At 71.9% G+C, this 26145-nt stretch carries 30 protein-coding genes and 1 riboswitch; of the genes, 12 read left to right on the forward strand and 18 right to left on the reverse strand.

The features are described 5' to 3' along the window. Positions 1-57: 57 nt before the first annotated feature. Positions 58-909, forward strand: coding sequence for a trehalose-phosphatase (otsB, locus tag ACFYZL_RS00230; RefSeq protein WP_388674818.1), 852 nt, complete (start codon positions 58-60; stop codon positions 907-909). A 260-nt stretch (positions 910-1169) separates the two neighbouring features. Here the strand turns inward: otsB and ACFYZL_RS00235 are convergent, their stop codons facing one another. Continuing rightward, complete coding sequence (locus ACFYZL_RS00235) at positions 1170-2615, reverse strand: trehalose-6-phosphate synthase (protein ID WP_384758095.1); 1446 nt, start codon at positions 2613-2615, stop codon at positions 1170-1172. A gap of 56 nt (positions 2616-2671) precedes the next feature. Beyond that, on the reverse strand, positions 2672-3622 hold the full coding sequence (locus ACFYZL_RS00240; protein ID WP_388674822.1) for a glucosyl-3-phosphoglycerate synthase: 951 nt from the start codon (positions 3620-3622) through the stop codon (positions 2672-2674). Between the two features lie 185 nt (positions 3623-3807). Then, positions 3808-3960, forward strand: a riboswitch (SAM riboswitch). 17 nt (positions 3961-3977) lie between these two features. On the opposite strand from ACFYZL_RS00240, the gene thrC reads away from it, so the two are divergent. From thrC to groL, 4 genes are all read left to right on the forward strand, one after another. Next, positions 3978-5252, forward strand: a complete 1275-nt coding sequence (gene thrC / locus ACFYZL_RS00245; protein ID WP_384758101.1) for a threonine synthase — start codon at positions 3978-3980, stop codon at positions 5250-5252. Positions 5253-5288: 36 nt separating this feature from the next. Then, the gene (locus ACFYZL_RS00250) at positions 5289-5567 is read left to right on the forward strand and encodes a MoaD/ThiS family protein (protein ID WP_384595749.1); all 279 of its coding nucleotides are present in this window, start codon (positions 5289-5291) and stop codon (positions 5565-5567) included. A gap of 408 nt (positions 5568-5975) precedes the next feature. Beyond that, entirely contained in the window at positions 5976-6182 is a 207-nt protein-coding gene (locus ACFYZL_RS00255) for a cold-shock protein (RefSeq protein WP_030009783.1), read from the forward strand. A gap of 403 nt (positions 6183-6585) precedes the next feature. Next, on the forward strand, positions 6586-8208 hold the full coding sequence (groL, locus tag ACFYZL_RS00260; RefSeq protein WP_384758104.1) for a chaperonin GroEL: 1623 nt from the start codon (positions 6586-6588) through the stop codon (positions 8206-8208). Between the two features lie 199 nt (positions 8209-8407). Here the strand turns inward: groL and ACFYZL_RS00265 are convergent, their stop codons facing one another. Then, entirely contained in the window at positions 8408-8554 is a 147-nt protein-coding gene (locus tag ACFYZL_RS00265) for a hypothetical protein (protein ID WP_388674827.1), read from the reverse strand. A gap of 21 nt (positions 8555-8575) precedes the next feature. Beyond that, positions 8576-8701, reverse strand: coding sequence for a hypothetical protein (locus ACFYZL_RS00270; protein WP_388674830.1), 126 nt, complete (start codon positions 8699-8701; stop codon positions 8576-8578). A gap of 177 nt (positions 8702-8878) precedes the next feature. On the opposite strand from ACFYZL_RS00270, the gene ACFYZL_RS00275 reads away from it, so the two are divergent. Together ACFYZL_RS00275 and ACFYZL_RS00280 are read left to right on the forward strand one after the other, a co-directional pair. Continuing rightward, entirely contained in the window at positions 8879-9490 is a 612-nt protein-coding gene (locus ACFYZL_RS00275; RefSeq protein ID WP_384754364.1) for a phosphoribosylanthranilate isomerase, read from the forward strand. Positions 9491-10076: 586 nt separating this feature from the next. Beyond that, positions 10077-11168, forward strand: a complete 1092-nt coding sequence (locus ACFYZL_RS00280) for a right-handed parallel beta-helix repeat-containing protein (protein ID WP_384754367.1) — start codon at positions 10077-10079, stop codon at positions 11166-11168. Positions 11169-11216: 48 nt separating this feature from the next. On the opposite strand, the gene ACFYZL_RS00285 is transcribed toward ACFYZL_RS00280, so the two are convergent. The 3 genes from ACFYZL_RS00285 to ACFYZL_RS00295 all read right to left on the reverse strand — a co-directional run bounded on the left by ACFYZL_RS00285 (position 11217) and on the right by ACFYZL_RS00295 (position 13523). Then, positions 11217-11612 carry a VOC family protein gene (locus tag ACFYZL_RS00285; protein ID WP_388674834.1) on the reverse strand — a complete coding sequence of 132 codons (396 nt, stop codon included), beginning with the start codon at positions 11610-11612 and terminating at the stop codon, positions 11217-11219. 174 nt (positions 11613-11786) lie between these two features. Next, positions 11787-13028 (reverse strand): hypothetical protein, encoded by a 1242-nt coding sequence (locus ACFYZL_RS00290; protein WP_384754372.1) that lies wholly within the window; start codon positions 13026-13028, stop codon positions 11787-11789. A 129-nt stretch (positions 13029-13157) separates the two neighbouring features. Next, the gene (locus ACFYZL_RS00295; RefSeq protein WP_384754374.1) at positions 13158-13523 is read right to left on the reverse strand and encodes a protease inhibitor I9 family protein; all 366 of its coding nucleotides are present in this window, start codon (positions 13521-13523) and stop codon (positions 13158-13160) included. A 251-nt stretch (positions 13524-13774) separates the two neighbouring features. Between ACFYZL_RS00295 and ACFYZL_RS00300 the strand changes: the two genes are divergently transcribed. Further along, positions 13775-14953, forward strand: coding sequence for a S8 family peptidase (locus ACFYZL_RS00300; protein WP_388674838.1), 1179 nt, complete (start codon positions 13775-13777; stop codon positions 14951-14953). A 4-nt stretch (positions 14954-14957) separates the two neighbouring features. Here the strand turns inward: ACFYZL_RS00300 and ACFYZL_RS00305 are convergent, their stop codons facing one another. Together ACFYZL_RS00305 and ACFYZL_RS00310 are read right to left on the reverse strand one after the other, a co-directional pair. Then, positions 14958-15212: a DUF397 domain-containing protein gene (locus ACFYZL_RS00305; protein ID WP_388674841.1), complete on the reverse strand. Its 255-nt coding sequence runs from the start codon at positions 15210-15212 to the stop codon at positions 14958-14960. After that, on the reverse strand, positions 15196-16032 hold the full coding sequence (locus ACFYZL_RS00310) for a Scr1 family TA system antitoxin-like transcriptional regulator (RefSeq protein WP_388674844.1): 837 nt from the start codon (positions 16030-16032) through the stop codon (positions 15196-15198). The genes ACFYZL_RS00305 and ACFYZL_RS00310 overlap by 17 nt, the downstream gene beginning before the upstream one ends. Positions 16033-16147: 115 nt before the next feature. Between ACFYZL_RS00310 and ACFYZL_RS00315 the strand changes: the two genes are divergently transcribed. After that, on the forward strand, positions 16148-16366 hold the full coding sequence (locus ACFYZL_RS00315; RefSeq protein WP_384754387.1) for a hypothetical protein: 219 nt from the start codon (positions 16148-16150) through the stop codon (positions 16364-16366). Further along, entirely contained in the window at positions 16363-17010 is a 648-nt protein-coding gene (locus tag ACFYZL_RS00320; RefSeq protein WP_384754389.1) for a hypothetical protein, read from the forward strand. Before ACFYZL_RS00315 ends, ACFYZL_RS00320 begins: the two co-directional genes overlap by 4 nt. 10 nt (positions 17011-17020) lie before the next feature. Here ACFYZL_RS00320 and ACFYZL_RS00325 read toward each other — a convergent pair whose 3' ends face one another. After that, entirely contained in the window at positions 17021-17221 is a 201-nt protein-coding gene (locus ACFYZL_RS00325; RefSeq protein ID WP_384754392.1) for a hypothetical protein, read from the reverse strand. A gap of 96 nt (positions 17222-17317) precedes the next feature. Here ACFYZL_RS00325 and ACFYZL_RS00330 point away from each other — a divergent pair, with 96 nt between their 5' ends. Continuing rightward, positions 17318-18739 (forward strand): hypothetical protein, encoded by a 1422-nt coding sequence (locus tag ACFYZL_RS00330; RefSeq protein WP_384754395.1) that lies wholly within the window; start codon positions 17318-17320, stop codon positions 18737-18739. A gap of 9 nt (positions 18740-18748) precedes the next feature. Here the strand turns inward: ACFYZL_RS00330 and ACFYZL_RS00335 are convergent, their stop codons facing one another. Genes ACFYZL_RS00335 through ACFYZL_RS00360 form a run of 6 tightly spaced genes read right to left on the reverse strand, consistent with a single transcriptional unit; the run spans position 18749 to position 22142 of the window. Then, entirely contained in the window at positions 18749-19315 is a 567-nt protein-coding gene (locus ACFYZL_RS00335) for a GNAT family N-acetyltransferase (protein ID WP_384754398.1), read from the reverse strand. Between the two features lie 33 nt (positions 19316-19348). Continuing rightward, a complete protein-coding gene (locus tag ACFYZL_RS00340) occupies positions 19349-19885 on the reverse strand; it encodes an SMI1/KNR4 family protein (RefSeq protein ID WP_384754401.1) in 537 nt (178 codons plus the stop codon). Positions 19886-19895: 10 nt separating this feature from the next. Next, entirely contained in the window at positions 19896-20522 is a 627-nt protein-coding gene (locus ACFYZL_RS00345; protein WP_388674849.1) for a hypothetical protein, read from the reverse strand. Between the two features lie 51 nt (positions 20523-20573). Continuing rightward, on the reverse strand, positions 20574-21017 hold the full coding sequence (locus tag ACFYZL_RS00350) for a hypothetical protein (protein WP_384754406.1): 444 nt from the start codon (positions 21015-21017) through the stop codon (positions 20574-20576). Then, complete coding sequence (locus tag ACFYZL_RS00355; RefSeq protein ID WP_384754409.1) at positions 21014-21604, reverse strand: GNAT family N-acetyltransferase; 591 nt, start codon at positions 21602-21604, stop codon at positions 21014-21016. Before ACFYZL_RS00355 ends, ACFYZL_RS00350 begins: the two co-directional genes overlap by 4 nt. Before the next feature lie 7 nt (positions 21605-21611). Continuing rightward, complete coding sequence (locus ACFYZL_RS00360; protein ID WP_384754412.1) at positions 21612-22142, reverse strand: MarR family winged helix-turn-helix transcriptional regulator; 531 nt, start codon at positions 22140-22142, stop codon at positions 21612-21614. Between the two features lie 228 nt (positions 22143-22370). Here ACFYZL_RS00360 and ACFYZL_RS00365 point away from each other — a divergent pair, with 228 nt between their 5' ends. Then, positions 22371-23447, forward strand: a complete 1077-nt coding sequence (locus ACFYZL_RS00365; RefSeq protein ID WP_384754415.1) for an alkene reductase — start codon at positions 22371-22373, stop codon at positions 23445-23447. A 97-nt stretch (positions 23448-23544) separates the two neighbouring features. Here ACFYZL_RS00365 and ACFYZL_RS00370 read toward each other — a convergent pair whose 3' ends face one another. Both ACFYZL_RS00370 and murQ read right to left on the reverse strand, forming a co-directional pair. Then, positions 23545-25095 carry a PTS transporter subunit EIIC gene (locus ACFYZL_RS00370; RefSeq protein WP_384754417.1) on the reverse strand — a complete coding sequence of 517 codons (1551 nt, stop codon included), beginning with the start codon at positions 25093-25095 and terminating at the stop codon, positions 23545-23547. Between the two features lie 105 nt (positions 25096-25200). After that, entirely contained in the window at positions 25201-26139 is a 939-nt protein-coding gene (murQ, locus tag ACFYZL_RS00375; RefSeq protein ID WP_388674854.1) for an N-acetylmuramic acid 6-phosphate etherase, read from the reverse strand. Positions 26140-26145: the final 6 nt, after the last annotated feature.

Genomic DNA, 26145 nt, shown 5'->3' on the forward strand with positions numbered 1-26145 from the left:
CAGTGCCTCGGCCCCGCCCCGTAGCCGGGGCCGGGCTGGGCCATTAGGGTCATCCGTATGGGGAGCACTCCGCACCACCACCTGCCGATGCCCGTCACCGCAGCCGGACGCGAGGGACTCGAAGCCCTGCTCCGCGCACCCCGCCGTTCCGTGGTCGCCCTCGACTTCGACGGCACCCTCGCCGAGATCGTCCCGGACCCGGACCAGGCCCGCGCCCACCCCCTGGCCGTCCCGGCCCTCTCCGCACTCGCCCCCGAGGTCGACTCGATCGCCGTCATCACCGGCCGGCCGGCGGGCGTCGCCGTACGGTACGGGGGCTTCGCGGGCGTTCCCGGCCTGGAGCACCTGGTCGTGCTGGGCCACTACGGGGCCGAGCGGTGGGACGCCGTCACCGGGATAGTCCACGCCCCCGCCGAGCACCCCGGGGTGGCGGCGGTACGCGCCGAGCTGCCGGGCTTCCTGGACTCCATCGGGGCCTGGCGCGGCACGTGGATCGAGGAGAAGGGCCGGGCGCTGGCGGTCCACACGCGGCGGGCCGCCGATCCGGCGGCGGCCTTCGCGGCCCTGCGCGAGCCGCTGGCGGAGCTGGCGGCGCGGCACGGGCTGATGGTCGAGCCGGGGCGGGCGGTGCTGGAGCTTCGGCCGCCGGGCATGGACAAGGGCGTCGCCCTGACGGAGTTCCTGGCGGAGCGGTCCGCGGAGGCGGTGCTGTACGCGGGGGACGACCTGGGGGACCTGGCGGCGTACTCGGCGGTCGAGAAGCGGCGGGCGGAGGGGTTGCCGGGGCTGCTGGTCGCCAGCGGCTCGGCGGAGGTCCCCGAACTGGCCGCCCGGGCCGACCTCGTCCTCCCCGGCCCCGCGGCCGTGGCGACCTTCCTGGCCGACCTGGCCGGGTCCGTCCGCGCGTAGCCGGGCCCCGCTGCGCGTAGCCGGGCCCCGCTGCGCGGAGCTGCTCCCCGCCCCGCCCTTCCTCCGTTCCCCGGGGCTCCGCCCCGGCCCCCTCGGGTGCGGCGCCGCCGTCGGGGGCGCCGCCCCCGAACCCCCGCGCCTCAAACGCCGGCGGGGCTGGATGTGGCGGCTGACGTCCGTCGGGTGCGGGTGGGTTTCCCGTAGGGAGATTCCCGGTCCCGCCGGGGAAAACCAGCCCCGCCGGCGTTCGAGGCGTGGGGTCAGGGCTGGAGGGACTGGAGCTGGGCCGTGAACCAGGCGGCAGGCGGCAGGGCCGTCGCGGCGGCGGCCAGGCGTTTCGTGCGGTCCGCACGCTCCGCGGCCGACATGGACAGGGCACTGTGGAGCGCCGCGGCCGTCTCCGAGACGTCGTACGGGTTCACCGTCAGCGCGTCCCGGCGGAGCTCCTCGTACGCCCCCGCCCCCGTAGACAGCACCAGCGCGCACCCCGCCTCCGACACCACCGGGATCTCCTTCGCCACCAGGTTCATGCCGTCCCGCACCGGGTTCACCAGCGCCACGTCCGCCATCCGGTACGCCGCCAGCGAGCGCGCGAAGTCGTCCTCGACCGACACCAGCACCGGCTGCCAGTCCGGCGTGCCGAATTCCGCGTTGACGGAGGCGGCCAGTTCCGCCACCGACGCCGTGTACGACCGGTACACCTCCAGGTCCTGGCGGGAGGGATAGGCCGAGGCCAGGTGGACCACCCGGCCCCGCCATTCGGGGTGGACGGTGAGCAGCTCCCGGTAGGCCAGCAGACCGCGCAGGATGTTCTTCGACAGTTCCGTGCGGTCGACCCGGACGATCGTCATCCGGTCGCCGACCTCGGCCCGCAGACCCGCCAGTTTGTCGTCCACCACCGGCCGGTGCGCGAGCGCCCGCAGGTCGTCGCCGTCCACGCCCAGGGGGTAGACGTCCACGTCCGTGAAGCGCAGTGCCGAGCCCGGCCGCTGGTGCCGGACGCCGTGGCGGCGGTCGCCGCCCGGCAGGGCGCCCCACGCGAGGCCGATCTCGTCGTCCGTCTCCGCGCCGCTGATGAAGGCCGACGCCCAGGACCAGGTGTGGAAGCCGAGCCGGTCCGCGCCGAGCATCCCCCACATCAGCTCGGAGCGGATGTCCTGCGGCAGCATGTCCAGGTACTCCGGCGAGGCCCACGGCGTGTGCGTGAAGTGCGCGATGCGCAGGTCCGGCCGCAGTTCGCGCAACTGCCCGGGGACGAGGGCCAGGTGGTAGTCCTGGACCAGGACGCACGCCCCCTCGGCCGCCTCCTCGGCCAGCGCGGCCGCGAAGGTGCGGTTGTAGGAGACGTAGGAAGCCCAGCGGCGGCGGAAATCGGCGTCGAAGACCGGCTCGCGCGGGACGTCGTACAGGTGGTGGTGGGTGAACCACAGCACCGAGTTCGCGATGCCGTTGTAGGCGTCGTCGTAGACGGTGGGGTCGATCGCCAGCATGCGGACGCCGGGTTCCGAGACCCCCTGGCGGACGGCCTCCCTGTCCGCGTCCGACAGGGCCGCGCAGATCCACAGGGCCTGCGGCTGTTCCGCGAGGGCCGCCGAGAGGCCGGAGACGAGACCGCCCCCGCCGCGCCGGGCGCTGAGCGTGCCGTCGGCGGCGAGGGCGTAGGACAGCGGGCCACGGTTCGCCGCGACGAGTACCTGAGAAGCCATGCGGCACACCTAGCCCGGCCGGGTCCCCCTCAAACCATGCGAAACCTCACGCCGCCTCAAGCCACGCGGCGCAGCGCGTACTCCTTGACGCCCACCATCGGGGGCCGTTCCTCGGTGTCCACCGGATGGGCCCGCGGTACGAATCCCTCCGGTCCCCGCTCGAACTGCGTCAGCTCCGGCCGCACGAGGTGCCCGCGCGAGAGCCGGACCAGGGCCGTGCGGTAGATCGCCGCGGCCATCCGGCCCAGTGCCTGCCCGTCCTGGTGGCGGTGCACGCGTACGCCCACGTCGACCTGGGCGAGCGCGTCCAGGCCGACCGTGTGCAGCGCGTCCACCAGCAGGCCCAGCTCGACGCCGTACCCGACGGGGAAGGGGAGGCGTTCCAGCAGGGAGCGGCGTACGGCGTACTCGCCGCCCAGCGGCTGCACGAAACCGGCCAGCTGCGGCCAGTGCAGGTTGAGGAGGGGGCGGGCCACCAGCTCCGTGACCCGGCCGCCCTGGCCGGGGGCGTCCCCGAGCGGGCGGTCGTACATCGCCTTGACGAACTGCACGTCCGGTTCGGTGAGGAGCGGTCCGACGATCCCGGAGACGAAGGACGCCGAGAAGTCCCGCAGGTCGGCGTCGACGAAGCAGACGATGTCCCCGGTGGTCGCCAGCAGCGAGCGCCACAGCACCTCGCCCTTGCCGGGCAGCGCCGGGATCCGCGGCAGTATGTCGTCGCGGTGCACCACCCGGGCGCCGGCCTTCGCGGCGACCTCGGCCGTCCGGTCGCTGGAGCCCGAGTCGATTACCACCAGTTCGTCGACCAGCGGGACCGGCAGCCCCTCGATCAGCTCGCGCCGGATGGTCTCCACGATCGTCCCGACCGTCGGCTCCTCGTCGAGCGCGGGCAGCACCACGCTGACCGTGGTGCCCGCCGCCCGTTTCCGGTCGAGCAGCTGGTCGAGCGGTCGGTCGGCGGCTGACCAGGAGCGGTCTGCCAGCCAGCGCTCCACCTCTTCCAGCACCCTCAGCACTCCCTGCGTTTCGGCGTTATGGTGCGATATGTGATCCATCTCGCGGTTCGGACAGCAGTCTCACCCGCCCGGACCTTCGGTTACAGTCTTGAACAACGCGAAGGACCGCCGCATGCCGGGGGTCCCCGCGAACAAACGCACCGGCGCGCCATAGAGCGCGTGTGCCGGTGCCATACCGCTCATCCAGAGGGGCAGAGGGACACGGCCCGTTGAAGCCCCGGCAACCCTCCAGTCGGTTCTCGCGATGCGATACGCATCCCGCGGGGTCCCCGGCTAGGGAAGGTGCCAATTCCGTCTCATGGCGAAGTGCGCCATGGGGAAGATGAGGAGAAAGGGCCTCGCCATCATGGCTGCACAGACTGTCGCCACCTCTGTTGACCTCGGACCCGCCAACGGTCTCTCCTGTCGCGAGTGCGGCACCCGCTTCGAGCTCGGTCCCATCTTCGCGTGCGTCGAGTGCTTCGGACCGCTGGAAGTCGCCTACGACCTGCCCACCGGTGACCCCGAGGCCCTGCGCGCCGCGATCGAGGCCGGCCCGAACAACATCTGGCGCTACGCCCCGCTGCTGCCCGTCCCCGCGGACGTGGCCTCCAAGCCCAGCCTGAACCCCGGCTTCACCAAGCTCGTCGACGCGGCCAACCTGGCCAAGGAGCTCGGCGTCACCGGCAAGCTCTACGTCAAGGACGACTCCGGCAACCCGACGCACTCCTTCAAGGACCGCGTCGTGGCCATCGCCGTCGAGGCGGCCCGCGCGTTCGGCTTCACCACGCTCTCCTGCTCCTCCACCGGCAACCTGGCCGGCGCCGTCGGCGCCGCGGCCGCCCGCGCCGGCTTCCGCTCCTGCGTGTTCATCCCGCACGACCTGGAGCAGGGCAAGGTCGTCATGGCCGGTGTCTACGGTGGCGACCTGGTCGGCATCGAGGGCAACTACGACGACGTCAACCGCTTCTGTTCCGAGCTCATCGGCGACCCGCTGGGCGAGGGCTGGGGCTTCGTCAACGTCAACCTGCGCCCGTACTACGGCGAGGGCTCCAAGACCCTGGCGTACGAGATCTGCGAGCAGCTCGGCTGGCAGCTGCCCGACCAGATCGTCATCCCGATCGCGTCCGGCTCCCAGCTGACGAAGATCGACAAGGGTCTGCAGGAGCTGATCAAGCTCGGCCTCGTCGAGGACAAGCCGTACAAGATCTTCGGTGCCCAGGCCGAGGGCTGCTCCCCGGTGTCCGCCGCCTTCAAGGCCGGTCACGACGTGGTCCGCCCGCAGAAGCCGAACACCATCGCCAAGTCCCTGGCGATCGGCAACCCGGCCGACGGCCCGTACGTCCTGGACATCGCCCGCCGCACCGGCGGCGCGGTCGAGGACGTCAACGACGAGCAGGTCGTCGAGGCCATCAAGATCCTCGCGCAGTCCGAGGGCATCTTCGCCGAGACCGCGGGCGGCGTGACCGTCGGCGTCACGAAGAAGCTCATCGAGAACGGCCTGCTCGACCCGACGCTGACCACCGTGATCCTGAACACCGGTGACGGCCTCAAGACCCTGGAGGCGGTGGCCGCCGACAGCGGCCAGACCGCCACCATCCGCCCGAGCCTGGACGCGTTCCGCGCCGCCGGCCTGGCCTGACCACTCCCTACGCACTACCGGAAAGGCAGTGTCGCCATGAGCGTCAACGTCCGCATCCCCACCATCCTGCGCACCTACACCGCCGGCGCCGCCGAGGTGACGGCCGAGGGCGCGACCCTGGCCGAGGTCATCGAGTCGCTGGAGAAGAACCACCCGGGCATCGCCGCGCGCGTCCTGGACGACCAGGGCAAGCTCCGTCGCTTCGTGAACGTCTACGTGAACGACGACGACGTGCGCTTCGAGGGCGGGCTGGAGGCGGCGACGCCGGACGGTGCGGGCGTCTCGATCATCCCGGCCGTCGCGGGCGGCTGCTGACCCGTCGCCGGCGGGTCGTCGACAGGATCTCCATAAATAGAATTGCCCCCTCCGCTGAAAGCGGAGGGGGCAATTCTGCTTGATTGGGCACGGTAGAGTTGGGGAAGTCCCCTCCGCGGTTCTTGCCCGGCGCATATGAACGGGTCGCGTGAGGGTCGACATCTGGTCAATGTGCGGGTGCGGTATGGGGCTTTGGCGAGACATGTCGGGCCCGAGTTGCCCTGGAATATGCCAAATTTTCACTTCATTTCAATGTATCTGGGTGTCCAGATTTCTCGTCGGATTGACCTGTTGCAGACAGCATCCGCGCAGATACATTCAGCCTCGGTCGACGCGTTCCGACGCAAGTTCTGACCCGGTAACGCGAAGTGCGTTCCCGCGCAAGGGCCAGTAATAGGGGAGTTAGGCATGGCTCAGGGCACCGTCAAGTGGTTCAACGCGGAGAAGGGCTACGGCTTCATCGCGGTCGACGGTGGTGCGGATGTGTTCGTCCACTACAGCGCCATCCAGATGGACGGATACCGCACCCTTGAAGAGGGTCAGCGGGTCGAGTTCGAGATCTCGCAGGGCCAGAAGGGTCCGCAGGCGGACATGGTCAAGCTCGCACTCGGCTGAGTCCCGGAGCGATCGACCACCGACGCGACACGTACGTACGCGCGCACCCGCGTACGCGCACGCACGACGAGGGGCCTGCATCCGAGGAGGGATGCGGGCCCCTCGTGCGTTTGTCGGACGCCCCTTGGGCCGTCGGCCCGGTCTTGCCCCAAGCCGCTTGCTCCCACCCGTCACCCGACCGCCACCCCTCAATGGGGCTTCTTCGAAGCCGCTTGCACTCACAGGGGTCGAGTGCTAATCATTGGCGTTAGCACTCTCCGGTTGAGAGTGCTACTGAACGAGGACCGGGTCGGTGAGGCCCGCAGGGTCCGGCGGGAAGGAACCGCCGGACACGCAGGCCGTCCGTCGCGGGCGCGGGCGCGGTCCAGGAGCAATCCACCGCTGTCCGGGAGGACCACTTCAGATGGCCAAGATCATTGCGTTCGACGAGGAGGCCCGTCGCGGCCTCGAGCGTGGGATGAACCAGCTCGCCGACGCCGTCAAGGTCACCCTTGGCCCCAAGGGTCGCAACGTCGTCCTTGAGAAGAAGTGGGGCGCCCCCACGATCACCAACGATGGTGTCTCCATCGCCAAGGAGATCGAGCTCGAGGACCCGTACGAGAAGATCGGCGCCGAGCTGGTCAAGGAAGTCGCCAAGAAGACGGACGACGTCGCCGGCGACGGTACGACCACCGCCACCGTCCTCGCCCAGGCGCTCGTCCGCGAGGGTCTGCGCAACGTGGCCGCCGGTGCCAACCCGATGGCCCTCAAGCGCGGTATCGAGAAGGCCGTCGAGGCCGTCTCCGCCGCCCTGCTCGCCCAGGCGAAGGATGTCGAGACCAAGGAGCAGATCGCTTCCACGGCCTCCATCTCCGCCGCCGACACCCAGATCGGCGAGCTCATCGCCGAGGCCATGGACAAGGTCGGCAAGGAAGGCGTCATCACCGTCGAGGAGTCCCAGACCTTCGGTCTGGAGCTGGAGCTCACCGAGGGCATGCGCTTCGACAAGGGCTACATCTCGGCGTACTTCGCCACCGACATGGAGCGTATGGAGTCGGCTCTCGACGACCCGTACATCCTGATCGTCAACTCCAAGATCGGCTCGGTCAAGGACCTGCTGCCGCTCCTGGAGAAGGTCATGCAGTCCGGCAAGCCGCTGCTGATCATCGCCGAGGACGTCGAGGGCGAGGCCCTGTCGACCCTGGTCGTCAACAAGATCCGCGGCACCTTCAAGTCCGTCGCCGTCAAGGCCCCGGGCTTCGGTGACCGTCGCAAGGCCATGCTCGGCGACATCGCCATCCTCACGGGCGGCACGGTCATCTCCGAGGAGGTCGGCCTCAAGCTGGAGAACGCCGGTCTCGACCTGCTCGGCCGCGCCCGCAAGGTCGTCATCACCAAGGACGAGACCACCATCGTCGACGGTGCCGGTGACAGCGACCAGGTCGCCGGTCGCGTGAACCAGATCCGCGCCGAGATCGAGAACTCCGACTCGGACTACGACCGCGAGAAGCTCCAGGAGCGCCTCGCGAAGCTGGCCGGCGGCGTGGCCGTCATCAAGGCCGGTGCCGCGACCGAGGTCGAGCTCAAGGAGCGCAAGCACCGCATCGAGGACGCCGTTCGCAACGCGAAGGCGGCCGTCGAGGAGGGCATCGTCGCCGGTGGTGGCGTGGCCCTGCTGCAGGCTTCCTCGGTCTTCGAGAAGCTGGAGCTCAACGGTGACGAGGCGACCGGCGCCAACGCCGTGAAGCTCGCGCTGGAGGCCCCGCTGAAGCAGATCGCCGTCAACGGTGGTCTCGAGGGCGGCGTCGTCGTCGAGAAGGTGCGCAACCTGGCCGTCGGCCACGGTCTGAACGCCGCGACCGGCGAGTACGTCGACATGATCGCCGAGGGCATCATCGACCCGGCGAAGGTCACCCGCTCCGCGCTGCAGAACGCGGCGTCCATCGCGGCCCTGTTCCTCACCACCGAGGCCGTCATCGCCGACAAGCCCGAGAAGGCCGGCGCCGCTGCCGGTGGCGGCATGCCGGGCGGCGACATGGACTTCTGATCCACCGGGCCGGCCTCCGGCCCCGTAGATCGGCTGTTCTTCACGTACCGAGGGCGGCACCCCTTCCTGACGGAGGGGGTGCCGCCCTCGGGCGTTTCCGGTGGTTGGGGCCGGCCGTCAGCCGTGGGCCGTCAGCCGCGCGTCGAGCGCGGCGTCCGGGCCGCCGGTCGTGATCTCTGCCCCGTCGCGGTTCACGGGGTCATCGGGCGGCTCGGAAGCCGGTGGTGTCGATCTTGAATTCCAAGGGGGTCGGGACGGGGAGGGACTCGCCGAAGGACACCGTCGTGCGGGAGCGGTACCCGTGCGGGGAGGGGTCCCAGAAGCAGGTGATCTCCGAGTCCTGCATGTCGACGACCAGGTGGATCGGTTACACGTCCAGCTTCTCGTTCCAGTCGGCGTCCTTGGTGGACACAGAGGTGAACTCGGCCACGAGGGAGAGTGCCGCTGCGTCCAGATGCCTCCCCTCGCCCTCGAAGCCGGACTCGTCGACCACGTAGAGATCCGGGCCGTATGCACGTCCTGCTTCAGGGAACTGGAAGAGGAACGGCGCGATGTCCGCGATGTGTCCTTCCGGGGCGTGAGCCCCGTTCCAGGCCAGGGGCGCAGTGTTCGTCGTGCCCGGATACCGAGACGGATCACCACCGGTCGGGGCCTTTGGTTGACTGGGGGCATGAGCGATCTCTTCGTCAAGATCTGCGGCCTGAAGACCGCCCACGACGTCGACGTGGCCGTGGCGGCCGGGGCCGATGCGGTGGGGTTCGTGTTCGCGGCCGGCAGTCCGCGGACCGTCGACGCGGGTGTTGCACGGGAGCTGGCGGCGCGGGTGCCCGAGGGGGTGCTGACCGTGGGGGTGTTCCGGGGGCAGTCGGTGGACGAGGTGCGGCGGTTCGCGGAGGCGAGCGGCGTGCGGGGTGTGCAGCTGCACGGAGAGGAGGGTCCGGAGGACTTCGCGGCGCTGCGCGCGGACGACCGCACCCTGCTGCGGGCCACGGCTTCGCGGGTGGCGCGGTGCGGTGAGTACGGGGAGGACCTGCTGCTGCTCGACGCCCCCGACCCCGGCTCGGGCGAGCCGTGGAACTGGGGCGCGGCGGACTTCACCGCCCCCGAGGGGCGGTGGCTGCTGGCGGGCGGCCTGAACCCGGGCAACGTACGGGAGGCCGTGGAGGTCACCGGGGCGTGGGGCGTGGACGTGTCCAGCGGCGTCGAGTCCTCGCGGGGGGTGAAGTCCCCGGACCTGATCCGCGCCTTCATCGAAGCGGCGCGGGGTGGCTCCGGGGCGTAGCCCCTCGCCCAGACCGGGCGACTCCGGCCCGCCCGTCACCCCTACGGCGCTCCGCGCCCGCGCCTCAATCGCCGGCGGGGCTGGATTTCGGCTGCTGCCGTCCGTCGGGTGCGGCTGGAGCTGCCTTACGGGCAACTCCGACCCGCCGGTACCCTCCGGCCCGTCCGGGATCTTTCAGCCTCGCCGGCGTTTGCGGACCGGGGGCAGATCCAGCCCCGCCGGCGTTTGAGGCGCGGGTCCGGGCGGAGCCCGGGGAACGGTGGAAGGGCGGGTAGGGGACCGGCTCCGCGCAGCGGCATCCCGACCGGGGCCGGGCCGCAGGGTGGTTCGACGCCCCGCCGCACCCGACCCCGACGGCACGGGGGTGCCAGGGACGGGCCGCCGAGCGCCGGCGTTCGACGCCCTGCGGGGGCGCCCCGCCACACACCCGACCCCGCCGGCGCGGGGTACCAGCGGGAGCCGGGCGCGCGCGTTCGGCGCCTGCGGGCTCGGCAAAGGGCTCGGCGTGTGGTTCCGATGGTCCGGACGGGCCAGTGGTGCGGGGTGGTCGGCGGGGATCGGGGGCGGGCCGTGGTCCCGTGGGCTGATGAACCCCCTTCGTGCACGGTGCGCCGTGGCCCTCGGCACGCTGCTCGTCTCCCTCCTCGCGCCCGCATCCTCGTCCGCCGCGCCGCGCCCCGGCGAGCTGGTGGTGCCCTCGGCGGCCTATCCGACCGTCCAGTCCGCGGTCGACGCCGCCCACCCCGGGGATCGCATCGCGCTGCGCCCCGGCGTCTACCGCGAGCAGGTGACGGTCCGCAAGGACCTCACCATCACGGGCGCGGGGGCCGGGAGGTCCACCATCCTCGCGCCGGAGAGCCTGGTCGCCGGTTCCGACGGGCTCAATTCGATCGTCTCCCTCGACAACGCGGCGCGGGTGACGATGTCCCGGCTGTCCGTGAGCGGGCCGGGGTCGGGTACGTGCGACGAGGGTGCGCTCGGGGCCGGGATCAGGGTGCTGGGAGGGGCTCATCTGGATCTGAGCCATGCCGCGGTGTCGCACATCAAGGACACGCCCATGGCCCCGTGCTTCCGAAGCGCCACCGCCGTTCTCATCGGGGACTTTCCCGGCGTGGGGTCGGCCGACATCCGGGATTCCCGGGTCACGGACTACCAGGGGGCGGGTGTGGTCGTGCTCGGTGGGGAGTCGAGGGCGACGCTGCTGCGCAACGTCGTCACCGGACAGAAGAACATCTCCACGGACGGCATCGAGTTCGTCGAGGCGACCGGCCGGGCCGAGAAGAACACGGTGAGCGACAACTCCTGCCGCGAGCCGGACGACGGCTGCGGCCCCGACTTCTTCACGGAGTTCCAGCACGCCGGGATCCTCGCCAACACGGGGGTCGTGGTCACCGAGAACCGTCTCGTCGGCAACCAGCTCGGCATCTACGGCTTCGGCACGATGGAGACCAGGCACAACACGATCCTCGACAGCGGCTACTTCGGCATCGCCTTCCAGGACGGCCGGTTCACCTCCGTCAGGGACACCATCCGGGGCGGCGGGGGCGGAGTCGCGGCCGTCGCCTTCGAAGTCGACACCACGGCGGAGCTGGACCGGGTGCGGATCGCGAACGTCTCGGGAGACCGGATCGGGATCTTCGAGGCGCCCGGCATGAGCGCGACGGTGACCGAGCGCTAGGGGTACGGGGCCCGGCCCGTGCGTCGCAGGTCCGGGCCCCGGGCGGGGTCAGGGCCTGGCGTAGGGGCGGGTCATGATCTCCATGTTGTGGCCGTCAGGGTCGGCGAAGTACGCGCCGCGGCCGCCGAAGAGGCGGTTGACGCGGCCCGGTTCGGTGTGGCCGGGGTCGGCGTAGTGGGTGACCCCGATCGCGTCCAGCCGGGCGATCATGGCGTCGAACTGCTCCTCGGGTACGAGGAACGCGTAGTGCTGCGGCTGGAGCGGTTCGCCGGCGGGCTGCTGGTAGTAGTCGAGCGTGACGTCGTTGCCGAGGTCGACGGGCAGGAACGGGCCGAAGGGGGCGCCGGGCGTCAGGCCCAGGACGGCGGCGATGAACTCGGCCGACAGCTGCCGGTCCGTGGCGTGCACGACGGTGTGGTCGAGCCGGATTCGTGTGGCGGACATGGTGGGGTTGGTCTCCAGGTCTTGGGTTTCGGGTCGCGAGGTTCGAAGCGAAGACGTGGAGAGGGGGGCGGGCTCCTGGCCCGCCCGGTGGTCATGCGGAGGCCGGGGGCCTCTCTCGTGTGTGGCCCAAGGCCGACCCGGCAGTCACCGGGCCGACCTTACGCGTTGTCGGGGTCAGTCCGCGAGGCGGAGGGCGAACCTCTCGAAGACGTCGCCCACTTCGATCCAGCCGATCTGCCTGCAGCCCTGGTCCTGACCGACGCCCGAGCAGTTGAATCCCGCGATGAGCATGCCGTTCAGCTCCCGGGAGTCCTGGTCGTTGATGGTGATCACCGGCCCGCCGCTGTCGCCCGGCCGGGCGATGACGGGGCTGGGGCTGGGGTTCGGGTCGCTGGCGCTGCCCCACACGTAGGCGCCGTTGTTGACCCAGGTCGCGCTGCCGGCGTACGCGGTGCGGATGTTGCAGGCCACCTTGGTGGTGTAGCCCAGGTGGCAGGTGAAGTCGCCGACGGCCGCGTTGCGCACGCCGTTGAGACGGCGGGTGTACCCCTGTGCGTCGACGCCGTCCCAGGTGTAGCGGCTCGTCGGCGTCTCGATGAACGCCGAGTCGAGGTCGTCCAGCTTGGCTCCGACCGTGCCGACGCGGAAGCCGCCGCCGGTGAAGACGGTCTCGCCGAGCCCGTAGCAGTGCCCCGCGGTGACGAGCCACTGGCGGTTGTCCACCGTGCTGCGGGCCGGGATGCCGCTGGTGCAGTGGGCGAAGGAGCCGTTCGCGGGTCCGAGCGCGGCCCCCGCGTAGAACGGCGCCCGGTCGTCCCAGCGGCTCAGCGGCACCATGGGGGACGACTGGCGGACGCGGACGGGGGTGGTCCGGGCCGCCGCGAGCTCCTGCGCGACGGCGGGCCCGGCGAGGTACTTCTGCGCGGCCTTCGCGTCGTCGACCGTCAGCTCGATCGCGCCGCCGTCGACGGTGCTGCCCGCCATCTCGATCTTGAAGGGCAGGTTCTTGCGGCTGCGGAAGTCGGTGATCTCCTTCCTCAGTTGGTGCAGCGTCTTCGCGCTCTTGCGTACGTTCAGCAGCTTCGTGTCGGCCTTCGGGCCGGCCTTGCGCACCGCGTCGAGGAAGGCCGCGCCGCGGGTCGTATCGGTGAGGTAGACGTTCACCGAGCGGTAGTCGGGGGCCATCTCCACCTGCGTGTACACGTCCGCGTACGCGCCCCGGCCGACCCGCGCCGCGGCGTCGGCCGCGATCCTGAGCGGCTCCAGCACTCTGCCCTGCTGTTGCGGCGTCATGGCCGCCACGGCAGCGGCGGACAGGGGCCCGGGCGCTTCCGCTTCGGCGGTCGCCGTCGCACCGAGAGGGAGGACGGCCAGCGCGGTGGCGAGCGCGAGAGAACGCCAAGCAGCCTTGTTCATACATCTCCTCGAATGGTGACGCTGTGTGCACGATGTGTACGCAGCGTGACCGTAGTGATCGCCCGAAATGCCCGGCAAGGGCGCACGGCGGCCCTCGGGGGCGTGCGGGGGGCGTGCGCCCGGAGCGGCTCAGGTGGTGGCAGGTCCGCCCGAGGAAGCGGAACCGTCCTGCTCGACCGACTCCACGAGCGTGTCCGTGGCCCGAAGCGCCTCGACCTGCTCGGGGGAGAGCGGGGCGGCGAAGCCGTTCATCGCGGTGCGGAAGACGTGGACGGGAGTGATCCCGTAGGCGCGCGCGACGGCGCCCGGATCGAGGCCGCGCCGCACGGTGACGATGTACGTGGGGTGGTCGGCCGGGGCCGCGGCCCGGGACGCGGGCACCGGGTCGGCGATCGCGGAGTGGGCGGGCAGGGCGGCGGCTGTGGTGGCTGCGGCGGCCAGTACGAGGACGAGCGCGGTCAGCGGCGCTCGGCGCGTGCTCGGGGGGTTGCTCATGTGGCGAGGCCACCACCCGCGGCGGGGCCGGTCAACGAGCCCCGCGGGTGTGGCGGGAGTGCGCGCGGGCCGTACGGGTGAGGGCCCGGCGGGCGATCGGCCAGGTGGGGGGCGGCGGTTCAAGCCGCGCCGACGCACCACCCGATGGGAGGGGAGGGGCGGCGCCCGAGTACCCGGCACCTGCTGCCGCGGGGCCGGCCCGTCGCCCGTCCACGCCGTCCACGCCGTACACCCGTCAGGGAGTTCCGTTCATGCGCCTGCTCGCCCGTCTGGCCGTCGCCGCCCTCCTCGCCGTGCCTCCGATCGCGGCCGGCACGGCCTCCGCCGTCGCCCCGGAGCCGCCCCCGGCGCCGCTGCTGACGGCGGCGGACCCGGTGCCGGGCCGGTACATCGTGACCCTGGAGGAGGGGCAGGACGCGGCGAAGGTCGCGCGGGAGCTGGGGCTGAAGCCGTCGTTCGTCTACACGTCGGCGATGACCGGCTTCGCGGTGCCGCTGACGGCGGACGAGCTGACGACCGTCCGGCGCAGCGCCGGTGTCAGGTCGGTCGAGGAGGACGCCTCGGTGAAGGTGCCGATGCCGGCCGAGGCGGGGGAGGCGCGGGCGCCGTCGAACTCCTGGGGGCAGGACCGGATCGACCAGCGGAACCTGCCGCTGGACCACGACTTCACCACCGTGGGCGACGGCGCCGGGGTGACCGCGTACATCTTCGACAGCGGCATCGACTACGCGCACGAGGAGTTCGGCGGCAGGGCCACGTTCGGCTTCGACGCCATCGGTGACGGCCGCCAGGGCCAGGACTGCTCCGGCCACGGCACGCACGTGGCGGGCACGGTCGGCGGCGCGACGTTCGGGGTGGCGCGCAAGGTGAACCTGGTCAGCGTCCGCGTGCTCGGCTGCGACGGTTCGGGCTCGTGGTCGGGGGTCCTCGCGGGCATGGACTGGGTCGCCAAGAACGCCCACCAGCCGGCGGTGCTGAACGGCTCCCTGGGCGGGGACCACTCGGCCACGGTGAACAACGCCGCGACCGCCCTGGCCGAGGCGGGCGTGCTGCCGGTCTTCGCGGCGGGCAACTCCTCGGTGGACGCGTGCACCTTCTCGCCCGCGTCCGCCGAGGGCGCGTTCGCGGTCGCCGCCTCCGACCAGTCGGACGAGCAGACCGGCTTCTCCGACTACGGGCCGTGCGTCTCCCTCTACGCCCCCGGCCAGGCCATCGTCTCAGCGAAGCTCGGTGGCGGCAGCGTGGCCCTCAACGGCACGTCGATGGCCGCGCCGCACGTCACGGGCGTGGCCGCCGTCTACAAGCAGGCACACCCGAGCGCGACCCCGGCGGAGGTCGCGGCCTGGCTGGTGGACGAGTCCACGAAGGACGTCCTGACCGGCGTCGGCGAGGGCACCCCGAACCGCCTGCTGTTCACGGGCGGCCTGTGAGCCGTCAGAGGCTCGCGACGAACGCGGCCCATGCCGGTGCGGCGAACGCGATGTGCGGGCCGTTCGGGACCTTCGAGTCCCGAACGGGGACGATGTTGGGTTGCCCGTCTGCGACTTCGAGGCAGTCGCCACCGGTGCCGTCGCTGTGCGTCGACTTCCGCCAGGTGGCCATCTCCAGGCAGCTGCCGCCACTGGCGTCGCTATAGCTGGACTTGTGCCAGGCGGCCGCAGACAGGTCGTATTCAGGCGTGCTGATCATGTTGGTAATCCTCCGCCACCGATTCGATCAGGGCCAGGGACTTGCGCGGTGACAGCGCGTTGGCCGTGAGGAGATCGTAGGCCAGGGCGTGCTGGGTGACGGTGGCCGGATCGTCGAACAGCTGCCCCGTTCCCATGCCTTGGATGTAGGCAAGCGGGGGAGCGTCCTCGAATGACATCAGTTGGACGAAGCCACCCATGGCCGCGTGGAAGCCCGCGCTGAACGGCAGCACCTGCGCGATGATCCGGTGCGACCGGATCAGCCTCGCGATGTGGCGCAGGGCTTCCGCCAGCACTGCCGGATCGTCTCCGGACCTGCGCAGAACCGACTCGTCGAGTACGCACCAAAACAGTGGCGCTGTTGGGTCGCGGAGCAGGGCGGCTCGGGCCAGTCGGTTGGTGACCAGTTCGTCGATCACCTCCTCCGGGGCGGTCGGGTGTCCGGCCCGGAAGACCTCCCGCGCGTAGGCCTCCGTCTGGAGCAGGCCGGGGATCAGCTGGGGCGCGTACTCGCGGATCTCCCTCGCCAGCGCCTCCGCCTCGGCCGCAGCCGCGAAGTGATCCGGGTACTTGGACTTCGCCGCCGCCCCGCAGTTCCGGGTGAAGAAGCCGTCCGTCCCGAGGATGTCGTCGATCTGCCGCGCGAAGTCGATGTGCATGCGGCGGGTGCCCGCCTCCAGTTGGCCGATGAACGAGCCGCTCACGAAGAGCGGTTCGCCGAGTTCGCTCTGGCTCAGGCCCGCGCGTTCGCGCGCCACGCGAAGTTCGGCGCCGAGGAGGGCGCGGGGTGAGGACGAGGGGTCGAGGTTCTTTCCTGGCATGGCAACTCCCTGGTCAACGCATGCGGTTGTTGCGGTGTCCGCGTTGAAAGGCTAGCCAGCGGGCCGCCACGCTGTGTGTCGAAGTCGGATACGCAGAGTGGAAAGGTGACATGTCATGGTGCTCTCCCCACAGGAGCGCGTGCGGGCGGCCGAGGAGGCCGTCCAGCAGCTGAAGGAGTCCCTGGCGGGGGTGGGGGTGGTGTTCCCCTCGCTCGACGTGGAGCGGGTCTCCGCCGCCGGTACCTACGGCCTGCCGTTGGTCGACCTCGGCCGCTGCAACCTGGACACCGCGCTCCGGCTGGCCGCCGTACTCCACGAGAGGGCGCACCCGTGAGCGAGGCGGTGGAGTGGGGGTTCGAGCTCGGCTGGAAGCTGCACGCGCTGGAGGCCGCCCTGGGCGGCGGCGCGTGGAGGCGCGGGGGCGCGGGGCTCTCCGTACGGGTGCGGTGTGACGGCGGCGGGCTGTGGACGGCCGTCGGGGACGACGGGGCGCGGAGGGAGGAGCGCGCGGCGGAGACGGCGGACGAGGCGACCGCGCTCGTACAGGAGGCCTTCGGGCTGACGGCGTGGCGGCCGCAGCCGCCCCCGCCGCCGGGGTGGCAGCGGTTCACGCTGCTGCACTGTCCGGTGGGGGAGTGCCCGGAGTTCGAGGACGTTCGTTACGAGGGGCTCAAGGCGCTTCCGCCGCAGGGGTGTTCGGTGGAGGAGGTCGGCGGGTACTTCGGACTGCGCTGCGAACGGCCGGGGGCGCGGCTGTTGGACGCGGTCGCCGAGACCGTGCGGGAGATCCGCGAGGAGCACGGGTTGCTCATGAACGACCTGGGCATCGAAAAGCTGTGGGCGTGGTCGGCGGACGGTGCCGACGGCTGGGGTGCGGAGGTCGTCGGCCAGTTGCTGCTGATGGCGGCCGAGCGGGGGCCGGTGCTCGGTTACGGCGCGGATGACCTGGTGCGCTTGCTGCGCACGGCCTCCCGCTGACTGCTGACGTTCACTTCGTGGTGATCGGTTCGCCGTCGTGTGCGCCGCCGATGCAGGTCCACAGGGCGGTGGCGGAGTCGTACTCCACCTTCCCCTTGCCTTCCGCCGTCTGCTTCACGCACTCCGGTCCGGTGACGGCGTGTGCAACGGGGGCGGCACCCAGAACGGCCAGCACGAGGGCGGCGGCGAAGCCGATGATTCGTCTGCGCATGGGGGCTCCTCTCAGCACCAGCTTCACCCCGCGCCGTGCCGGACGCACCTCGGGGTTCCAGAGGCGCGTCCAGCGGTCAGGGGGCAGGCTGGTGTCATGTCCAATGCGCCCGTGGTATCCGTGGGGGCGCCTGACGACCTGGGCCTGCGGAAGGTCGAAATCGACGGCCGGACCGTGGGCAAGGCCTGGTCTCCCTGGGAGCTGCAGAGATTCCTGGACCGTGCCGGTGTGGAACGCGGGCACGAGATCCACTGGCTCGGCGGCGACAGCACCGTCTGGCCGGACCGCGGAGGTTGGCGGCGCCGGACGATCGGCGTTCTGGTGTGCCTCGGCCTCCTCGCGACCGCGTGCCCGCTCTTCTGGATCGGGGTATCGGACAGCGGGGACGCCCTCACCTACGGTGGCCGCATCGCGGGGTTCACCGTTCTCGTCGCCTCCCTGGTGGAGGTGCTTGCGGCCATCGCCTGCGTCGACTACTGGGGTAAGCGGCGCTGGCGTTACTCGGGCGTGGTCGTCCTGGCCGGAGTCCTGATCGCCCTCCTCTCCGGTGTGGTCCTCCTCCTGCTGCAGATCGGCGAGCGTTTCACCCGCTACACGCTGATCGGGATCGCCCTGACCCTCGTGGCTTCGCTGGCCCTGGTCGAACTCGTCAAGGCCCGGGCCTGGAAGGGTCTTCGCAATCCCAGGAAGATCGCGATCGGGGCGATCGTCTCGACCCTTCTCGCCGGCGCCAATCTGGCGTACTCACAGATCTACGTCCCGTACGTGAAGGTCCCGTTGGTGGAGAGCGGGGCGGAGTTCAGGGAGTCGAACCTGGAGAGCAAAGGCGGGCCGATGTACGTGACGGTCCGTCTGTCGGTGAAGAACGCGGGCGAGGTGCCCGTCTACGTCCTCGACAGCAAGTACTGGATCCACGGGGTGCCCGCGAGCAGCCGATCCGACGACAAGCCCGTCGGGGAAGAGCTGATCTACGACGGCGCGTTCGTCAATCCGGTGGGCCGGGTGCTGAATCCGGGGGAGGAGATCGCGCAGGACGCGGTCGTCGAGGTCGACGCACCCGAGAGCAGGAAGTACGAGGCGATCAGGGCCCAGACCGAGGTGTACGTGATCAGGAAGGACCGGATGAAGGTGCCCTCCGATTACGAGCGTTCCGGGGTCAAGGGCAAGGCTCTCGAAAAGGCGGCCAGGGAGGAGCACGTGAAGGTTCCTCCGGACACGAACTACATGTACCGGTCCAACGTGTCGAACAGCAGCGAGATCCTGAACGTAACCCGCGGTCCTCAGCGCGTCACGGTGTTCCGGGTGGCAGGCGGCCAGCGGCCGCACGTCGTCGTGGACGTATCGCCACCGGGAGTCCGGATCGTGTTCGATTCCGAGAACACCGATCCCTTGAGGAACGAAAAGGCCAAGGAGAGGTACGGCCTCTCGGTCGTGCGCGGCTCCACGACGGAGATGCCCTACCGGGAGCTCATGGAGAAGGCCCGGGCCGTCCAGAAGACGGCCGAGCCGCCCAAGTGAGCCCCGCCTTCAGCGGCGCAGGTCGAGCAGCATCACGTCACGGAGGTCCGTGCCCGGGCCCAGGGGTCGCGCCTCGGCGACCTTGCGGTAGCCCCAGGCCCGGTAGGCGGCCGGCGCTGCCCCGCTCGCCGGGTGGACGTTCAGCAGCACCCGCTCGCGCTCGGCGGGGAGGGCGTCGAGCAGTGCCGTGTGCAGGCGCCGGGCGACGCCCCGGCCGCGCCACGGGCCGCGTACGGCCAGTTCCATGAGGGCGAAGGTGCGGCGCCCGTCCTCGCGCCGCATGTCGGCGGGGACGGGCGTGGTCAGTTCGTCCCACCACACCGCGTCGTGGGGGAGCGCGAAGCCGTACGCCATGCCGATCGGCTCGCCGGTTCCGGTGCGCGCCAGGGCGGCGAGGAAGCCGGGCTTGGCGGCCTGTACCGGGAAGCGGCGGAAGGCGGCGGCGACGTCCTCCTCGGTCTCGTCGTAGGGGGGCTCGGCGAAGGCCTCGGCGTAGACGAGCCGGAAGGCGTCCTCGGATTGGATCGCCGCCCGACCTTCCATGTGGCCGATCTCGAAGGCCTGTTGCTGCGTCATGCGCTCAAGCTGCCACACCCCGGAGTGCTGGGGCTATACGAATCCGGGCTCTCCCGTGCGGTCGAACCGGTGGACCGAGCGGCGCAGCAGGTCGAGGAACTCGGCCAGGTCCTTCGTGATCCGGTCGAACCCGGACGCGTCGGAAGCGGCCCGGGAGCGCCACACGCCGCCGTCGGCCGCGACCGCGTACAGGATTCCGCCGCCGTCGGAGCCGATCAGTACGGCGCTCACGGCTCCGCCGGCCTCGGGGAGGGCGATCCGCTCCCCGACGGCCTCGGCCCCCGAGTGCAGGAAGTAGGCGTTGCCCACGTCGCTCATCGTCACGGCGCCGACCTCGCGGTAGTACAGCGCGAGCTCGGCGAACGCCGCCGCTTCTCCGGCGAGCCGCTCCGCCGCGGCCCGGTCCTCCGGCCCCGGGAGGTGGATCGCGTTCTCGCCCGGGCCGTAGCCGTGCTTCTCCTCGAACCCGCGGGTCACGGAGGTGAGGACCGCCGAGACCTCCTCGCGCCAGGCGGCGAGGGCGGCGGGCGTGAGGGGTGAGTGGGGTGCGGGGTCGTGCGCGGGGGGCATGGACCCATCCTCACACCCGCCCGGCGGCCCCGGCCCCGGCCCCGGACCCGGCCCCGGACCCGGACCGGGCGCGGGCGCGGTCGTGGAACCAGGCGAGGGTTCCCAGCAGGGCCGCGGCGCCGATTCCGTACAGGGGCAACCACAGGGTGGTCGTGGCCGCCAGGCACTCGGCGACGGCTTGGCGGGCGTGGGTCTGCTGCGCGTACGCGAGGGCGACGGGGTCGCTGCCGGCGAGGTTGCCGAGGGCGGCCTCCGCCTGGACGGCTTCGTACCGGCCCAGCAGCGCGCACCGGCTGCGCGTGCCGGGCATCGGGAACAGCCAGGCGCTGCGTTGCAGCAGCGGGGCGAGGGCGACGGCCACGCACAGGCCGACGACCAGCGCGTACGCGACCAGGCCGCGCAGGTAGGCGGAGCGGATGTCCGGGCTCCACTGCGCCCGCCGCTGGAAGGCGGCCAGCACCGCGAGGAGCGTGACGCCGATGAACGTGGCGAACCACTGCCACGAGCCCTGGGCGAGCGCGAAGGTCAGCACGGCGGCGAGCCCGATGCCGACGACTCCGGGGGCGGGGAGGTCACCGCCCGCGTCGGGAGCGGCTGTCGTCCGGCTCGGGGTCACTCGGGTGCGGGGATCACTCACGGGCCTCTCCCTGGACGGGGAACCCCAGCATCCGCCGCGCGCGGCCCCGCCTCAGGGCGCCATGCCGTACGACTCCGGCGGCCCGCCCGGATGGCCCGCGGGCGGCAGTCCCCGTGCGGCGGAGCGGAAGCGCATGCGGAGGTACTGGGCGTTCGGGGAGGACGAGTCGAAGAGTTGCCGGCCCAAGGGCTCGGGGACGGCCGGACCCCAGAGCCAGACCTCGTCGCAGCCGTAGCAGAACGCCGCTTCGAAGAGCGGGGGTGCGGCGTCCGGGTGCGTGTACGCGCGGATGCCCCAACCGGGGGCGAACGCGCAGAGGTTGGGGGTGCTCGTGGGCAGCTTCCCGATCACGGTCAGGGCGGCGGCGGCCTCGGGGCCGTGCCAGTGGGCCACGACGTCGCCGGTCATGGCGTCGCCCCGGTGCTCCGGGCCCGCCGTGATGCGTACGACCTCCAGTCGGGTGGTGGCGGTCGCCGCGTGCGCGGGGAGCTTCATGCGGGGGCGGCGTCCGTGCGGAGGCGGGCGTGGAGGTGTTCGTCGTGCCAACCGTCGGCGTGGAGGAGGGCTCCGCGCATGGTGCCCTCCAGGGGGAAGCCGGCCTTGCTGGCGACGGCGCAGGAGGCGGGGTTGTGTACGGAGTGGGTGATGCGCAGGCGGTGCAGGCCGAGTTCGTCGAAGGCCCAGCGGGTGATCCGGGTCGTGGCCGCGACGGTGGCGCCGGTGCCGCGGCCGGCGGGGAGCAGCCAGTAGAGGATTTCGCCGCTGCCGCCGCGCAGGTCGAGGTCGGCGAGGCCGATCAGGCCCAGGGCCGGGCCGGTGGGTGGGGCGATCGCCCAGATCGCGGCTTCCTCCGTCTGCCAGAGGGCGTGGTGGCGAGCGATGTGGGCCTCGGCCTCGGCGGGGGTGCGGCGGGCCGGGCGGTTCCAGTGCCGGATGTCCGGGTCCTCGTACGAGGCGACCAGGGTGGGGGCGTCGGGCGTGCGCCACGGGCGCAGCAGCATGCCGCCGGGGAGGGCGAACTCGGGCTGGGGGAGCGCGGCCATGCGGCCGGGCGGGACCACCGGGGGTATGTCGTTGATCATCCCCGCATCATGCGGGAGTTTCGCCGCAGGCGTCATGGGTCGCGGCGCGGGTGAGGCCGTCCGCGATGCGGGTCAGGACGTCGAGGGCTTCGGTCTGCTCGTCGGGGGTGAGGTGGTCGGTGACGTTGCTCTCCAGCTCGGCCCAGATGCGTTCGACCTCGGCGCGCAGGGCGAGGCTGGCTGCCGTGGGCTCGATGATCGTGGCGCGCTTGTCGGTCTCGCTGGGGCGGCGGCGGACGAAGCCGGCGTGTTCGAGGCGCCGGATGGTGCGGGTCATGGTGGCGGCGTCGGAGCCGAGGAGGCGCACGAGGTCGGTCTGGCGCTGGGGGCCGCGGTCCCAGAGCTGCATCATGACCAGCTCCTGACCGGTGTGCAGGCCGACGCGGCGCAGCAGCTGCTGGGCGAGCATCCGGTGCAGGCGGGCCACGCGGAAGATCGCGTAGGACATGGGGCCGGCCTGGACGGAGGGCGGCATGCAGGGGCCGGCCGTCGCCTCGGGGGCCGGCCTGCCGGCGGTCGTGCCCTTCGGCTCGCTCATGGGTCCTCTGGTGTGGCGCGCGCGTAACTGCTCGAACAGAGATCAGCCTATCGCGGCTCGGTCGGGGGCGCGGGGGCTGCACGTGTCCCTGTCCTCCTGGGAGGGGGCGGCAGCGGGTGTGATGCGGGTCACGGGGGTGTGGGAATGAGGTGGCGAATTTACTTGTTCGGACAGTTAATTCGGCTCCGCCCTCGGGCGGCAGCATCCTGTGGAAACGAGGACCCGATCATGTCGACCGCATTCGACTCGTACGAGCTCGCCGGGAAGCGCCTGGCCAACCGCATCGCCATGGCCCCCATGACCCGCAGCCGCGCCGACGCGGCCGCCGGTGCGACGGCCACGGACCTGATGGCGACCTACTACGCCCAGCGTGCGAGCGCCGGCCTGATCATCAGCGAGGGCATCCAGCCCTCGGTGGTCGGCCAGGGCTACCCCTACACCCCGGGCCTGCACTCCGCGCAGCAGGTCGAGTCCTGGCGCCCGGTGACCGATGCCGTGCACCGCGAGGGCGGCGTGATCTTCGCGCAGCTGATGCACACCGGCCGGATCGGCCACCCCAGCCTGCTGCCGGACGGCCTGGTGCCCGTCGCCCCGTCGGCGGTGGCGGCGAAGGGCCAGGTCTTCACCGGCCAGGGCATGCTGGACCTGACCACTCCCGCCGAGCTGACCGAGGCCGAGATCGCCCGGACCGTCGAGGACTACGCCATCGCCGCCCGCAACGCGGTGGCCGCCGGGTTCGACGGGGTGGAGCTGCACGGCGCCAACGGCTACCTGATCCACCAGTTCCTGGCCCCCGGCTCCAACCTGCGCACCGACGCCTGGGGCGGCTCGGTCGAGGGCCGGATCCGCTTCGCCGTCGAGGTGGCGACCGCGGTGGCCGAGGCCATCGGCGGCGACCGGGTCGGCTTCCGCATCTCGCCCGGGAACACCTACAACGACATCACCGAGGGCGACGACCTCTACGAGACCTACGGGGCGCTGGTGGCCCGGCTGGCGCCGCTGGGCCTGGCCTACCTGCACCAGCTCGAAGCGGAGGGGCAGCGCGAGCTGGTCCTGCGGCTGCGCAAGGAGTGGCCGGGCACGTTCGTCCTCAACCCGTTCACCGGCGCCGACGTGACGGGCCCGGAGGAGCTGGAGCTGGTGGAGGACGGCACGGCGGACTTGATCGCCTACGGCGCGATGTTCCTGGCCAACCCCGACCTCCCGGCCCGTCTTGCCGCCGGAGGCCCGTACAACACCCCCGACACCGCCTCCTTCTTCGGCGGCGACCACCGCGGCTACACGGACTACCCGACCCTCGGCTGACCAGGCCGGCTCGGCTCCCGTCGGCTCCCCGCGATTGGCTGCCCGAACAGTCAATCGCCGGGAGCCGTCAGTACGGCGCTCCCCGCCCGGCCGAGGGCTATGCCGGTACCGGTTGCTTCGCCGGTTCCGGGGTGGTGGCCGGGGCGGCGGGCTCCGGGTCGGTGTTCAGGTCGGCCAGCATCCGCTTCGTGAAGCCGAAGAAGAACGTGGCGACGAAGCCCACCAGGTAGCCGACCGCCAGGCCGCCCGCGTAGATGGCGACGGTGACGCCCATGCCGGACTTGCCGTCCAGGAGGGGGAAGAGGGCCCAGCCCGAGGGGCCGATGGCGGTGGAGCCGAAGGTCATTCCGAGCTGGTTGAAGAGGCCCACGAAGGCCCCGCCCGCCGCGCCGCCGACGCACGCGGTGACGAACGGGCGGCCCAGCGGGAGGGAGACGCCGTAGATCAGGGGCTCCCCGACGCCCAGGAAACCGGCCGGCAGCGCGGACTTGATGGTGGCGCGGAGCGAACCGTTGCGCGGGAGCCGGTAGTAGACGGCGATGGCCGCACCGACCTGGCCCGCGCCCGCCATGGCGAGGATGGGCAGCAGGACGGTGTAGCCGGACTGTTCGATGAGCGTGGTGTGGAGGGGGATCAGGGCCTGGTGCAGGCCGAGCATCACCAGGGGGAGGAAGAGCCCGCCCAGGACCAGGCCCGCGAAGGCGCCGCCGGTGGCGAGCAGCCAGTTGGCGAAGGAGCCGATGGCGGCGGACGCCTCGCCGGCGACGAACATCAGGCCGAAGAGGGTGACCAGGCCCGTGACCAGCACCGTGAGGGTGGGCGTGACCAGGACGTCCAGGGCCTCCGGCACCCGGCGCCGGCACCACTTCTCGACCTGGACCGCGAGGAGCGCCGCCGCCAGTGCGCCGAGCACGCCGCCCTGGCCCGGCTTGAGTTCCTGCCCGAAGGCGGTGATCTTCGAGACCCCGGGGAAGACGATGACGGCGGCGACCGCACCGCCCAGGATCGCCGTGCCGCCGAACTCCTTGGCCGTGTTGTAGCCGACGAACACCGCGATCAGCGACATGAAGCCGGACGCGATCGCGGCGAGCGCCGGGACCAGGGCCGGCAGCCACCCGAAGTTGGTGAGCACGCCGTTCAGCCCCGCGATCACACCGCAGCCGATCAGAGCCGGGATCAGCGGGACGAAGATGTTCGCGATACGGCGCAGGAACAGCTTGAAGGGGGTCGCGTTGCGGGCCTTGCGGGCCTCCTTGAGGGCCGCGCCCTGGGCTTTCAGCTCGTCCGCGGTGACGGCGTGCGGTGCGGCGGCGGTCGCCGAGCGGCCCTCCTCCACCAGCGCCTCGAACTCCGGGGTCACCCGCGCGACGGCACCCGGGCCGAGCACGATCTGGTAGGTGTCGTCCTCGACCACGCCCATCACCGCGGGCAGCGCCTTCAGCGCCTCGTCGTCGACGAGCGAGCGGTCGCGCAGGGCGATGCGCAGGCGGGTCATGCAGTGCGCGATCGAGGTGACGTTGTCCGGGCCGCCGACCAGGGGGAGGATCGCGGCGGCCGTGGCGCGGTTCTTGTCGGTGGGCGGCTGGGCGGGCGCGTCGGGTGCGGTGGGTCCTGTGGTTCCGGTGGGCCCGGTGGGTTCAGTAGGCATCGTGGGGGTCGCCTTGCTGTCGGGGTGGGGCGGTGTGCCGGGGGCGTCGGGGTGGCGGGGCGTCGGGGCGCCGAGTCGTCGGGGTGGCGGGCCGTCGGGTGTCGGTCAGCGGGGTTCGTGGGCGGCGGCGGCGGTCAGGGCGGCGCGGAGGTGGCCCCGGGAGGCGGCGAGGAGTTCGGCGGCCTCCTCGCCGCCGACCCCGCCGAGGATGACGAGGACGGCGTTCTTCACCTCGCCGCCGGTGGCGGTCAGCGCGGCCTCGATCTCCTCGTCGGGCGCGCCGGTGGCCAGGGACACGATCCGGCGGGCGCGGGCGCGCAGCTTCTCGTTCGACGAGCGCATGTCGACCATGAGGTTCCCGTAGGTCTTGCCCAGCCGGATCATCGTGATCGTCGAGATGAGGTTGAGTACGAGCTTCTGCGCCGTGCCGGCCTTCAGGCGGGTGGAGCCGGTGAGCAGTTCGGGGCCGACGACCACCTCGATGCCGTGCTCGGCGGCGGCCGCGAGCGCGGAGCCGGCGTTGCAGGAGAGCCCGACGGTGAGCGCGCCGCGCGCACGGGCGGCCTCGACGGCGCCGATCGCGTACGGGGTGCGGCCGGAGGCGGAGATGCCGACGACGGTGTCGTCCGGGCCGATGTCGAGCGCGGCGAGGTCGGCGGCGGCCAACTCGGCCGAGTCCTCGGCGCCTTCGACGGCCTTCACCATCGCGGAGGGGCCGCCCGCGATCAGGCCGACGACCTCGGCCGGGTCGGTGTTGAAGGTGGGCGGGCACTCGCTGGCGTCCAGCACGCCCATCCGGCCGGCGGTGCCGGCGCCCGCGTAGACGAGCCGGCCGCCGCGTGCCATGCGTACGGCGATCGCGTCGACGGCGGCGGCGATCCGCGGCAGCTGCGCGGCGACGGCGGCCGGGACGGTGGCGTCCTCGGCGTTCATGGTGCGGGCGATGTCGAGGGTGGACAGCCGGTCGATCTCGGCGAGTTCGGGGCGGAAGGCCTCGGTGGTGAGGGTGGCGAGCTGGGCGCGGAGTTCGGCGTACGCGGTCATGGGGGT

It is taken from the genome of Streptomyces sp. NPDC001717 (genome assembly GCF_042892775.1).
GTDB lineage: Bacteria > Actinomycetota > Actinomycetes > Streptomycetales > Streptomycetaceae > Streptomyces.